The 11,957-nt window shown below is 56.9% G+C and carries 11 protein-coding genes; all 11 read left to right on the plus strand.

Going from position 1 to position 11,957, the window contains the following annotated elements; all coding sequences use genetic code 11:
- The first annotated feature begins 13 nt into the window (after window positions 1-13).
- The 11 genes from ACIQJ2_RS07940 to ACIQJ2_RS07990 all read left to right on the plus strand — a co-directional run bounded on the left by ACIQJ2_RS07940 (window position 14) and on the right by ACIQJ2_RS07990 (window position 11,904).
- Window positions 14-2,278, plus strand: a complete 2,265-nt coding sequence (locus tag ACIQJ2_RS07940) for a SpoIIE family protein phosphatase (RefSeq protein ID WP_400668714.1) — start codon at window positions 14-16, stop codon at window positions 2,276-2,278.
- 3 nt (window positions 2,279-2,281) lie between these two features.
- Window positions 2,282-2,836, plus strand: coding sequence for an ATP-binding protein (locus ACIQJ2_RS07945; RefSeq protein WP_400668543.1), 555 nt, complete (start codon window positions 2,282-2,284; stop codon window positions 2,834-2,836).
- Window positions 2,837-2,854: 18 nt separating this feature from the next.
- On the plus strand, window positions 2,855-3,193 hold the full coding sequence (locus tag ACIQJ2_RS07950; RefSeq protein ID WP_199088194.1) for a slr1659 superfamily regulator: 339 nt from the start codon (window positions 2,855-2,857) through the stop codon (window positions 3,191-3,193).
- A gap of 557 nt (window positions 3,194-3,750) precedes the next feature.
- Window positions 3,751-4,764: a UDP-glucuronic acid decarboxylase family protein gene (locus ACIQJ2_RS07955; RefSeq protein WP_199147809.1), complete on the plus strand. Its 1,014-nt coding sequence runs from the start codon at window positions 3,751-3,753 to the stop codon at window positions 4,762-4,764.
- Window positions 4,764-5,750: a UDP-glucose 4-epimerase GalE gene (galE, locus tag ACIQJ2_RS07960; RefSeq protein ID WP_199147807.1), complete on the plus strand. Its 987-nt coding sequence runs from the start codon at window positions 4,764-4,766 to the stop codon at window positions 5,748-5,750. Before ACIQJ2_RS07955 ends, galE begins: the two co-directional genes overlap by 1 nt.
- Before the next feature lie 44 nt (window positions 5,751-5,794).
- Window positions 5,795-7,579: a glycosyltransferase family 2 protein gene (locus ACIQJ2_RS07965; protein ID WP_400668716.1), complete on the plus strand. Its 1,785-nt coding sequence runs from the start codon at window positions 5,795-5,797 to the stop codon at window positions 7,577-7,579.
- 39 nt (window positions 7,580-7,618) lie between these two features.
- Window positions 7,619-7,774 (plus strand): hypothetical protein, encoded by a 156-nt coding sequence (locus ACIQJ2_RS07970; RefSeq protein WP_400668546.1) that lies wholly within the window; start codon window positions 7,619-7,621, stop codon window positions 7,772-7,774.
- Window positions 7,771-8,310 (plus strand): DUF995 domain-containing protein, encoded by a 540-nt coding sequence (locus tag ACIQJ2_RS07975; RefSeq protein WP_400668548.1) that lies wholly within the window; start codon window positions 7,771-7,773, stop codon window positions 8,308-8,310. The genes ACIQJ2_RS07970 and ACIQJ2_RS07975 overlap by 4 nt, the downstream gene beginning before the upstream one ends.
- A 17-nt stretch (window positions 8,311-8,327) precedes the next feature.
- Window positions 8,328-9,272 (plus strand): glycoside hydrolase family 26 protein, encoded by a 945-nt coding sequence (locus tag ACIQJ2_RS07980; protein ID WP_400668550.1) that lies wholly within the window; start codon window positions 8,328-8,330, stop codon window positions 9,270-9,272.
- Window positions 9,273-9,302: 30 nt separating this feature from the next.
- The gene (locus ACIQJ2_RS07985) at window positions 9,303-9,803 is read left to right on the plus strand and encodes a DUF995 domain-containing protein (RefSeq protein WP_199147797.1); all 501 of its coding nucleotides are present in this window, start codon (window positions 9,303-9,305) and stop codon (window positions 9,801-9,803) included.
- 970 nt (window positions 9,804-10,773) lie between these two features.
- Window positions 10,774-11,904 (plus strand): helix-turn-helix domain-containing protein, encoded by a 1,131-nt coding sequence (locus tag ACIQJ2_RS07990; protein WP_400668552.1) that lies wholly within the window; start codon window positions 10,774-10,776, stop codon window positions 11,902-11,904.
- Window positions 11,905-11,957: the final 53 nt, after the last annotated feature.

An 11,957-nucleotide genomic window follows, 5' to 3' on the forward strand; every position in this document is an offset into this window, starting at 1 on the left:
TCTCTTCGACCTGATGGTCAGTGGTGGCCTTGCGCTCTGGAACGTTCAGCGTCTTTCGCGCAATGCGACAACCGAGGTCGGTCAAGGCCTTGAGAAAGCAAGTCAGGATTACATCCGCTCCTATACGGATTCCACCGCCACGCAAGTCGGTCTCCTCATCGATCAGGTCCATTCTGATGTGAAGGCCCTCGCCGGCGTTTTGCAGGGACAGATCGACAATCCGACCAGGAGCGGGGCTATCGGCTCCGCCATGGACAAGGCCTCTCCCGGTGCTGTCACCGTGACCTATGATCCGGTTGGCCAGTGGGCGCAAAATGCTCCCGGAACGCCATCGGTCGTCAGTGTCTGGGGCTATCTGCTGGACAAGGATCATCGTCCGATGCCCCAGGTCCAGGCCGACATCGAATGGAGCGCCGTGCTCAATCTCGTTGCGCCATCGTTGCTGCATAACGGCGCCTCGAAACTGCAGATGTACTACATCGGGCCGCGGGAACGCCCGATCTTCCGCACGGCGCCCTATACGACGCAGGCACAAACCTTCGACCGACTCTACCCGGGCCACAACAGCGCGGACTTCTGGACATTCTTCTTTCCGGGTCTTTATGAGTCCTGGCAGCAATGGGCATCGAGCCCGTCGTCACGGCCGGTTGCCGACTACATCACCCAGACTGCGCCTTACACGGATGCGATCACCGGAAAGCTGATCGTCAGCTTCTTCCACCCGCTGTGGACGCCGGATCGGCATGGGGTCGCGGGCGCTGCCGGCGCCGATATCACCCTCACCCAACTCGCCGAGATCGTCGAGAACGTGAAAGTCGCCCAAAGCGGCTTCGGCTTTCTGACGATGTCGAACGGAAACGTCGTCGCGATCAATCCCGTGGGAGAGAAGATCATCGGCCTGCGCGCATCCAACGACGCGGCCGCCAAGGGGGTGACCGGCCTCGACCGGTCGTTGCGCAACAGCGTGCAGAAGGCCATCACGACACTGCCGCTCGATGCGGACGGCGTGATCCAGCATATTTCCCTCGACGAGCAAGGCGAAAAGGTTCCCTATCTCGTCGTGGTGAAACAGCTGCATGCGACCAATCTCTGGGTGGAAGGACCCGTGCAGCGCGAAGTCATGTCGCTCGGAATCGTGGTGCCCGAACGCGAAATCTACGCATCGCTCATTGCCGCCAAGGAAGAGATATCACGCGCCACCAATCGCATCCTGCTCTATCAGATCATGGCGGTTCTGGTGTCGCTGATGATCGTCACGGCGGCGGTCTTTGCTGCTTCGAAACGTGTCACCGGCGGCATCAGCGCATTGGCGAGCGCCGCAAAGCGCATCCAGGCAAAGGATTACTCGGTCAGGGTCGACATCTCCACGAAGGACGAAGTTGGAGAGGCCGGTATCGCCTTCAACCGCATGGCAGAGGATATCAGCTTCCACACGGAAAACCTCGAGAAGCTCGTGTCCGACCGCACCAGGGAAATCGAAGCGGCGAAGGAAGAGATCTCCACCCTGAACGGTCAGTTGAAAAGCGAAAACCTGAGGCTGGGTGCCGAGCTCAATGTCGCCAGGCAGATACAGCTCATGGTGCTGCCGCGCGCCAAGGAACTCACCGCCAACAAAAATCTGGAAATCGCGGCTTATATGCGCCCGGCCGATGAGGTCGGCGGCGACTATTACGACGTTCTGCAAAATGGAAACAATCTGAAGATCGGTATCGGCGACGTCACGGGCCACGGACTTGAAAGTGGCGTGCTGATGCTGATGGTGCAATCGATCGCCCGTGCATTGCAGGAGGCCGGTGAAATGGATCCGGCAAAATTCCTGACCGATCTCAACCGCACGATCTTCAAGAACATCGAGCGGACAAAGACCGACAAACATCTGACCCTGTCGTTTCTCGATTATGATGGCAAGCGGCTGACGATCTCCGGCCAACACGAAGACATGATCATCGTTCGCGAGAACGGCGAGGTTGAAAGGATCGATACCGGAGATCTCGGCCTCCCCGTCGGCCTCGAAGCCGATATAGCTCCCTTTATCGACACACGGGAAATCGCCTTCGAAAAGGGCGATATGGTCGTGCTCCACACGGACGGCGTCACCGAAGCGGAGAACTCGAAGGGCGAATTGTTCGGCTTCGAACGGCTTCTGGAAGATGCCCGCCGCCTGCACGGCGGCACAGCCGAAGAAGTGGTCAAGGGCATACTCGATGACCTCATGACTTACATCGGAACCCAGAAGATTCATGACGATATTACTCTTGTCGTGATGCGGCACAGGTGAGAGATGACAACTGCAACTTTCGGCCAGGAACATCTGGTTTCGTTCGACACAGCAAACGCATTGCGAATCTGCCTGTTTGACGGGCCACTTCATTTGGCATGGCGCCACTCGGCCATGACATCGGACTTCATCGCCGAAACAATGTCGCTCGGCTTCCGCTCCTCCGAGCGGCAATACAAGACGATCCGCCACGACATCGGTTATCTGACGAACGAGCTCATCGAAAACTCGATTAAGTTTCGTGCCACCGGTGAGATCGTGATCGAGGCACTGGCCGACGCTCACAGTTTCAGGATGCGGATCGCGAACCTGATTGACCGCGATGCGACGGCTCGCTTCCAGGAATTGTTGCACAAGGTCACGAATGGCGATCCCGGCGATCTCCTTATAGAACAGATCGAGGCCAGTGTTCTTGCGGGCGGCAATGCATCCGGGTTAGGACTGTTGACTTTGATGAGTGATTACCAGGTTCAGCTGGCCTGGCGCTTCGACGACGGCGGTCCGCACAAGCGGACGAAACTTCAAACTTATGCCGCTATGGCAATTTCCCTGTCTTGAACCCGCGAGAGGCCGTTTATGGAAATCAAAGAAGAAGCGTTCCGCGTCTGGTCCGAAGGTAGCACCCTATATTTCGACGGGACCATGCGTTTGGCTGGTCCAGACGCCTACGCTCCGGTCTACGATCTCGCCAGGCAGATCCTTCACGGAAGCGGCGGCAAGGCAACGTTCGACCTGACCGGTTTGCAGTTCCTGAACTCGTCCGGGATCAATTTGCTCGCCAAGCTGACGATCGAAGCCCGAAAGCATGCCGACATCCACCTTACGGTATGCGGCTCGTCGCAAATTCCCTGGCAGATGAAGTCTCTGCCGAATCTGAAGAAGCTTCACCCGCGCCTGGACCTGCGCCTGACCTAGGGGCAGCGGCTTGGAGACCATGCGGCAAGGCGAATTGTCGACCCTAAGCGCCCGCGGCGACTGAAAGCCCCGAGCGAGGCTGCTCTCCGGCGCCGACGTGTGACACAGCCGAGAGTTCCCGGCGACTATTACATCGCAAGCCATTGCTCACAGGCTTTTTATTTCTGTCGTCACCAGCGCGGCAGCGCGACGGAGCCTGCTCTCATTTTTGAGGCATCCCATTTCCGCGTGACGCCAATAATATACTTTCGAGATTGAATAGTAGAAGATATGGAGAAATTAAAACGTAAAGAAAAATGCAAAAATACTTCAGTTTTTAAATCTGAAAATTGAAAAATTGGTGCAATTACTTGTAGTATATCAACTCACAGAATACATTTAAAAATGGACAGAATGTAAACTTTTCGCATTCTCTGCTAACGACAGAATAGTTAAATATTAGTAAACTATAATCCAAAATTGCAGCAATGATCTCAAATTGTAATCGTATCGCGAGAGGGAAAAACTCTGTTTTTCCTGAACACTCAGCTTCGTGTCTAGTTTTCCGGGAGGGTTTGATGGGCATAGCGTTCAAATCTGCAAGTTTATCTCCAACGAATACGCAGAAAAGAACAATTCTTGTTGCCGGCGGCGCAGGATTTCTCGGTTCTCATCTTTGCGATCGGCTTTTGCAGAGCGGTCATGAAGTCATCTGCGTGGATGATTTCTCAACCGGGCGGATAGACAATCTTAGACATCTGCTTCGCTATGATACGTTCAGCTTCATCCGCCACGACGTCATTGCATCGCTCGATATACCCGTCGATGAGATCTACAATCTGGCCTGTCCGGCGTCGCCGCCGCACTATCAGGCTGATCCCATCCATACGATGAAGACGTGCGTCTTCGGCTCGCTCAATCTATTGGAACTCGCCACGCGGCACCAGGCACGCATCTTCCAGGCCTCCACTTCGGAGATCTATGGCGACCCCCAAGTTCACCCGCAGCCGGAGAACTATTGGGGCAACGTCAATTCTTTCGGTCCTCGCTCCTGCTATGATGAGGGCAAGCGCTCCGCCGAAACGCTCTTCCGGGATTTTCACGCTCAACACGGCGTCGACATCAGAATTGCGCGCATCTTCAACACCTATGGTCCACGCATGCGCCCCGATGACGGCCGTGTCGTTTCCAACTTCATCGTACAAGCCCTGAAAGGCCAGGATATCACCGTCTATGGCGATGGATCCCAAACGCGGTCGTTCTGCTACGTCGCCGATCTGATCGAAGGCTTCATCCGCCTGATGGGCAACGAAACGACCATTCACACGCCGGTCAATCTCGGCAATCCGGCGGAATTTACCGTACGCGAGCTCGCTGAAAAGATCGTCACCATGACCGGTTCGTCATCGCATGTCGTCTACCAGCCCCTGCCGATCGACGACCCGCGTCAACGGCGGCCCGATATCACCGTTGCCAAACGCGAGCTTGGATGGGAACCATCCGTCGCTCTCGCAGATGGCCTGGAATCCACCGTTGCCTACTTCGAGCGGCAGCTTGTTCGTCCCAACAGCGAGCTTTTCGAGGTTGCGTGATGTCCAGGGAAACAATACTCGTTGTGGGGGGCGCCGGCTTCATCGGCAGCCACACCGCCAAGCACCTCCATAGCCAGGGCTTCGAGCCGGTCGTCTATGACAACCTCTCGACCGGCCACCCAAGCTCGGTACGTTGGGGACCACTGGTGGAGGGGGATATCCTCAACACGTGGCGTCTTGCGGAAACGATCCTCCAATACAAGCCCGCGGCGATCATCCATTTCGCGGCATCGGCCTATGTCGGCGAGTCCGTGGAAAACCCCGCAAAGTATTATGCGAACAATGTGAACGGCACGTTGTCCGTGCTGGAAGCATGCCGCCGGGCCAGTGCGAACAAACTGATCTTTTCATCGAGTTGCGCAATTTACGGAATTCCGGATCGCCTGCCGATCTGTGAAACCGAGACACCACGCCCCATCAATCCCTATGGCAGAACGAAGCTGATCGCCGAACAGATGCTCGCCGACTATTCGGCCGCCTATGGGCTTAATTATGTGGCGCTGCGCTACTTTAATGCCTCTGGCGCCGATCCCGAGAGGGAACTCGGCGAATGGCACAATCCGGAAACGCACCTCATCCCTCGGGCGTTGCTGGCGACCGGGGGCGCGCTTGAGACGCTGGATGTCTTCGGCAGCGATTACGATACGCCAGATGGCACATGCGTCCGGGACTATATTCATGTGACGGACCTTGCCAGAGCGCATGTCCTGGCGGTGGAATATCTGCTGTCGGGCGGTGACAATCTTGCCGTCAATCTCGGAACCGGACGCGGCACATCGATCAAGGAAATCGTCAGTGCGATCGAACGCGTCTGCGGCCGCCCGGTTCCTGTCGCCATGCGCACGCGCCGTGCGGGTGATCCGCCGGCTCTTTACGCCGCGTCGGACCTTGCCGCGGAAAAACTCGGCTTCCGCGCGCTTCATTCCGACATCGAAACAATCATTCGCACTGCAGCCCCGTTTTTCGGATTGGAGGTGCGGGGATGACCTCGATCCAAACACGCGCTCTTGCCACTCAAGACCAACGATTGATGACCCGAATTCTGCAAGGTCCTCAGCGCGTTGAATATGTTGCCTGCGCAACATTATGGCTTGCCGCTCTCGGCTATTTCTGGAGCTGGTGGCTTACACCCGCTCACCATGTCGACGCGATAGGATCAGTTCTGCTCACCCTGGTGCTGGCCTGGGTGACGATCATCCCGGCCTATTTCATCGCCGTCTTCTTTCGCGCCAGGAAACCGTCGGGACCATTGCAGCTCCCCGCCGGCAGTCGCGTGGCAATGGTGGTTACGAAAGCGCCCTCTGAACCCTTCGCAGTCGTTGCCCGGACGCTGCACGCGATGCTGATGCAGGAGGTCCCGCACGATACCTGGCTTGCCGACGAGGATCCATCGCCCTCAACGCTGGACTGGTGCCGCAAAAACGGCGTCCAGGTCTCCACTCGCAAGGGACGCGAGGACTATCATCGCAAGACCTGGCCGAGGCGCACCCGCTGCAAGGAAGGCAACCTTGCCTTCTTCTACGATCAATATGGCTATGAGCGGTATGACTTCGTGGCACAACTCGATGCCGATCATGTGCCCGAGCAAGGCTATCTCTTCCAGGTGCTCCGTCCTTTCGCGGATCCGGCGATCGGCTATGTGTCCGCGCCGAGCATCTGCGATCAGAATGCATCCGAAAGCTGGTCGGCCCGTGGCCGTCTCTACGCCGAAGCCAGCATGCACGGGTCGCTTCAGGCCGGGTTCAATTGCGGCCTCGCACCGCTCTGCATCGGCTCGCACTATGCCGTCCGCACCAAGGCCCTGCGCAGCATCGGCGGGCTTGGGCCAGAGCTGGCGGAAGACCACTCCACCACGCTAATGATGAATGCGCACGGTTGGCGTGGTGTCCATGCGCTCGACGCCATCGCCCATGGCGACGGTCCCCGCACCTTTGCAGATCTCATCACCCAGGAGTTTCAGTGGTCGCGCAGCCTGATGATGATCCTGCTGCAATATTCGCCTGAGTTGATCAAAAGGCTGCCCCTGCGCCTCAAGATCCAGTTCCTGTTTTCGCAGCTCTGGTATCCGCTGTTCTCGCTTTTTATGGCCTTGATGTTTGTCCTGCCGGTGATCGCGCTCGCTCGGGGTAAGACCTTCGTCGACGTTTCGTACCCGGATTTCCTGCTGCATTTTGCGCCGCAATCAATTCTGCTGATCCTGTTTGCCTATCGCTGGCGCAGCACTGGCACGTTCCGGTCGATCGACGCCAAAATCCTGAGCTGGGAGATGACGCTGTTTCTGTTCGCTCGCTGGCCGTGGGCGCTGGCAGGAACGCTTGCCGCTATTCGCGATCGCGCAACCGGATCCTTCGTGGATTTCCGCGTGACGCCGAAAGGCACTTCCGACGTCGATCCGATACCTTTTAGGGTCCTTGCGCCCTATTGCATGCTGTCTCTGGCCTCGGTTCTACCGGTACTGCTTGTCGGCATCGCAGGAGAAGCCGGCGGCTTCTACATCTTCGCGACGCTCAATGCCGCCATCTACACGCTGCTGCTGGTGGTGATCGTCCGTCAGCATGCCCGTGAAAACTCCGTCAAAACGGACAGGCGTCTCTATCGTCCCGCGCTTGCAAGCGGTTTGCTCGCCCTCACTGCGCTACCCGTGGCTGGGCTCATTGAGCGCGGCCACGACGGAGTGCAATCGCTGGCCTGGAACGCGGACGGCTACACGCTGTTCGAAGAGCGCTCTTCAGTGGCAGGTGCGGGTGTGGGAGGACGAGGACTACACCGGATGGTGTTCCATCCGCACTGGCAGGTGAACAACGCAGGTAACTGAAGCTCATGACGGGAAGGACGCCATTGGCGGGAGACCCAAATGACAATGGTTGTTGATGGCATCGGACATGCAGGCACGATCGGCGGCGGATGCTTTGCCGAACAGATGATCGACAGCTTTCGAGATCGGCATCCGGCCGCTTCAACAACAGCGACAAAGCCGCGCTCCAATCAAATCATGGGAGAAATGATATGAAGTCATTGAAAAATATAGCCTCCCTCATCCCTACGACATCGCTTGCGCTTGCCGTTGTTCTTGGGCTCGGAGCGGGGAGCGGCCCGGTTCATGCCGCGACAACGACAACACTGCCGGATGGCGCAAGGCCGATGACGGCGGTCGAGCTCTACACGCTCTACCACGACAAGAGCTGGCGCTGGCCCGATGGCGCGGGCCGAATGCAGAACATCGACAGACGGTTTTCCGCCTGGGTCGACGGAACGGGAGGACAATCCTGGGCCGAGGGTCGATGGGCCGTGACGGATAACGGCCGCCTATGTCTTGACGCAACCTGGCACGCCGCGAACGGCCAGTTTCCGGCCAAGACCTGCTTCGTTCATCGCATATTCGATGGAACGATCTATCAGAAAAGGGAGACCGGCGGGACATGGTTCGTGTTTCGCCATCCCGCCGTTAAAGAAACCGATGAGGCGACAAAACTGATCGCCGATGATCTGGTGTCACAGCGACTGGAAGCCATGAAAGCCGCCCTGACCGTTCACAAAACCGAATAAGGGAAGGAGGCAATCCGATGAAAACCCTATCGAAACTGACGACTGCTTTGCTTGCGACCGGCGTCCTTTGCGGAGGAATATATGTCGCGAGCGGCGGCCTGGATGCGAGAGCCGATACAAGGCCCCTGTTCAACGACAAGCGGCCAATTATCACACCGCAATCGCTACCGGGGGGTGCCTACGATCCGAACGGCGACTTCTCCAACGATCCAAACCCCAAGATCGAGCATCTCTTCCTGCCCTGGGAGGATGTCGATCTGTCGACCTTGAACACGGCGGATGAATACGCACGCAAACGCGGGCGTTCGCTGCTGATCACCATCGAACCCTGGTCATGGGCACGCAATTGGCGCGTTACGCCGACCGATCTGCTCAATGGCATTCTGGCCGGGCACTACGATTCCAACATGACGGCAATCTGCTCGGCCGCTGCCAAGCTCAACGCGCCGGTTACCATTCGCTGGGCCCAGGAAATGGACGAGAAGAACGGGCAGTTCACCTGGGCATACTGGAAGGCGGACGACTATGTGAAGGCCTACAGGCACGCGATCACCGTGTGCCGCAAGAGCCTGCCGACGGCGAAATACATGTGGTCTCCCATGGGCAAGGAAGGGCTCGAAGCCTACTATCCCGGTGATTCATTCGTCGATGTCGTCGGCTTGTCGGTCTTCGGCTATCAACCGTTCGATCAGCGTACGCTGGGACGGGATTCGACCTTCGTTGAGGCAACCAAACCCGGATACGATCGCGTCAAGCGCTTCAAGAAGCCTATCGTCATCGCGGAATTGGGCTATCAGGGAAATGAGGCTTACACGCACGGCTGGGCCGAAGAAGCGAATAAGCCGCACAGCCAGTTCCCAGATCTGCAGGCTGTCGTCTACTTCAACGACCGCGAAGTCTATCCTTGGCCCTATGGCCTTGGCCGACCGGACTGGCGCGTTGCCAGCCCTCTGCTGAACTGATCGTTGTGATGAAAGGTTGAGGAGAGACACATGTCTTCGTTCCGCTTTACCATCATGAATGTGTTGCTGTCGGTGCTGGTGCTGGCGGGCAACGCAGACGCCGCAACGCCGCGTCAGATCGACCGAATGACAACACGGGCGGCCATCAAGGCCGCTCCGATGAGCGCCGCCGAACTTAGAAAACTCTACGCGGGGCGCTCCTGGATATGGAAGGAAGGCGCTGGCTATTTCTCTCGTCACCATCGCCGTTTTACGGCTTGGTCACACACCGGCTCTCGGAAATCCTACGCAAAAGGTATGTGGTATGCGACAGATCGAGGGAGACTCTGCATGAGTGCTGTCTGGTATAGCAAGACAAGCGCTGCACCCAATGTTTCCTGCTTCCTACATCGCGAGAAAGCCGGGATCATCTATCAGAAACGAGCATCAGGCGGGAAATGGTATGTATTCCGTCATAACCCAATCAAACATGATGACGAAGTTCTGAAGCTGCGGTTGGGCGATTATGTCCGCAAACATCTGCCCAATTGAAGTCCAATGTCTGATAGGGGCTATTGTATCGATAGCGGTGCGGCCTGCGTCTCACCTGTTCCGCCGAGCCGCCATCCGTGCAATGCCCCTATTCTTTTTCAGACACAAAGCGTGACATCGCCCTGTTCACCCCTCAAAAGGCGCTGCGATTGTAGCAGTGTGAGGTCCGCCCAAAGCCGCTCGGCGTACAAATATAAGGAGACCCCTTGAAATAGTCCGCAGAAGAAACCGAAGTCGTCCTGGAAAGCGAGCTTCCACTATAGAAGACGACGTTGTTCTTCTCATACTTCTTCATATACAGCTGAACAGTCTTGTTCTTTGAATGGGTGTCTTCAGCAGAATTTGCACTCATAGGGGAGGATATTGAAGCCAAGAATACAAACATCGCCGATGCAACAAATCCAATTCTTCGATTTTTATTGCAATCTTCCCGAGATTTTTGGGTAAAACCCATAAGACTAGTCTCCTTGATGACTTGGTTTTGTGGATTCTGGAAGAAAATAATTAAGCGCCTTCTATAAATATCTTGAAAATATTAACGAAAGCGGCATAATTTCCCCTCCAGAATACTGGCGGGGACCTGCAACAATGTTGTCTGCAGAACTGTTAGTTTGTCGCGATATTAAAGGACTGCCTAGAGCCTTCGGCCAGGCATCCACAGACTTCTTCGGTCTATTCGCCAACTCGCCCTGCAAGCCGGAATTCGCTTCTCAAGATATGATGCAGAGGCTTCCTTTATATCTATCCGCCAGTCTCCAGGCGGTCGGGTGGACGCAAATTCAGGCTGTTTTGCGACTTTTCGCACATGCGGGCGATATCAGAGACCGACATTATTTGTTCGGAACCGATGCTCGCATCCCCCTGCCCGAACCGAGATCGCCCTTACTGAGAGCGATCCGGTCCGGCGCTCACCCCTTGCGAGCATCTCGCCAACCATCGACCGTGAACGCCCTGTCGAAAGGCCATCGTGATGACGCGGACTAAAATCGAGTCTGCCCCCGAACAATCAACTTTTATCGAAAGACGCCGATGGCCCCGGACGCTGCAGGTTCCGTTCTATGAAACGATGGCGGACCGGCAGGAACTGGCGTCGCTGCCATTTTCCACGGCCGATTCCGCTCCAGCCCACCAATTTTCGGCATGGCAAGACCATATGGCACCATTGGTCGACACTTATCTGCCCGAGGCCGCCCGACCGGGCGATTGCTTTGAGGCAAAGCAAACCGTCTGGAATCTCGAAGGGGTCCTGCTGATACAGCAGGAAACGGCCCCTTTCCGCTACGAGCGCTCGGCCGAAAAAGTGCGCTTTAGCGCCATAGATCATTGGCAGATCACATTCCTGCGCACAGGCAAGACATGGACCAGCGTCAACGGGCATGTCGTCGAAAACGAACCTGGCATGATGGAGATCCGCGCGCTTGGCTGCCCTTTCTATGGCCGCACGATAAGCGCTCAATCGGTGACCCTGATACTACCCTGCGATCTATTTGCCGACCATGGCGGCCTGCCGGGCACAAGCAATAACGTCGTGCTCGGCGGGGCGCGTGTCAAACTCGTGTCCAGCTACGTCTCATTTCTCGAGGCCAATCTCGGCCGATTGACGAAAGATGATTTGCATGGCGTGCGTCAACAGCTTGAGGAGATGATCTTCCATAGCGTCGCGCCGCTGGTGAATGGCCAAATGAACGGCGATAGCGCCTCGGAAATCGGACTGATGGCCAAGGCCCGTCGCTTTATACAGAACAATCTCGGCTCGCCGGACCTCACCCCCGAGGCAGTGAGCCGTGAACTGGCGATCTCGCGGACCAGGCTCTACGAGCTGTTCCAGGCGTCAGGCGGCGTGTTGAACTACATACGCAGAAGGCGACTTCTGGCGGCGCGCGCCGCGCTTGCCGATATGAGCAACGGTCACAAGATTGCGGATATCGCCAGCGCATTCGGCTTCGAATCCGCAGCCAATTTCAGCAGAGCCTTCACGCATGAATTCCGCTACAGCCCCAGCGAAGTCCGCAGACACTCCGGGGAGTGCAAAACGGAACATCTGCGATCGATGGCGGAGACACCCAGCTTCGGCGATTGGCTCAACACACTTGGTCTTTGATGCTCGCCGGCCGCTCCGCATCACGTAGCGACGCACGTTGTTGCGATAAGATC

It is taken from the genome of Rhizobium sp. NPDC092011 (assembly GCF_044756305.1).
Taxonomy (GTDB): Bacteria; Pseudomonadota; Alphaproteobacteria; order Rhizobiales; family Rhizobiaceae; genus Rhizobium.

Coding starts and splice junctions, on each gene's coding strand:
- ACIQJ2_RS07940 (WP_400668714.1), top strand. CDS start 14: ATGGTCAGTGGTGGCCTTGCGCTCTGGAACGTTCAGCGTCTTTCGCGC.
- ACIQJ2_RS07945 (WP_400668543.1), top strand. CDS start 2,282: ATGACAACTGCAACTTTCGGCCAGGAACATCTGGTTTCGTTCGACACA.
- ACIQJ2_RS07950 (WP_199088194.1), top strand. CDS start 2,855: ATGGAAATCAAAGAAGAAGCGTTCCGCGTCTGGTCCGAAGGTAGCACC.
- ACIQJ2_RS07955 (WP_199147809.1), top strand. CDS start 3,751: ATGGGCATAGCGTTCAAATCTGCAAGTTTATCTCCAACGAATACGCAG.
- galE (WP_199147807.1), top strand. CDS start 4,764: ATGTCCAGGGAAACAATACTCGTTGTGGGGGGCGCCGGCTTCATCGGC.
- ACIQJ2_RS07965 (WP_400668716.1), top strand. CDS start 5,795: ATGACCCGAATTCTGCAAGGTCCTCAGCGCGTTGAATATGTTGCCTGC.
- ACIQJ2_RS07970 (WP_400668546.1), top strand. CDS start 7,619: ATGACAATGGTTGTTGATGGCATCGGACATGCAGGCACGATCGGCGGC.
- ACIQJ2_RS07975 (WP_400668548.1), top strand. CDS start 7,771: ATGAAGTCATTGAAAAATATAGCCTCCCTCATCCCTACGACATCGCTT.
- ACIQJ2_RS07980 (WP_400668550.1), top strand. CDS start 8,328: ATGAAAACCCTATCGAAACTGACGACTGCTTTGCTTGCGACCGGCGTC.
- ACIQJ2_RS07985 (WP_199147797.1), top strand. CDS start 9,303: ATGTCTTCGTTCCGCTTTACCATCATGAATGTGTTGCTGTCGGTGCTG.
- ACIQJ2_RS07990 (WP_400668552.1), top strand. CDS start 10,774: ATGACGCGGACTAAAATCGAGTCTGCCCCCGAACAATCAACTTTTATC.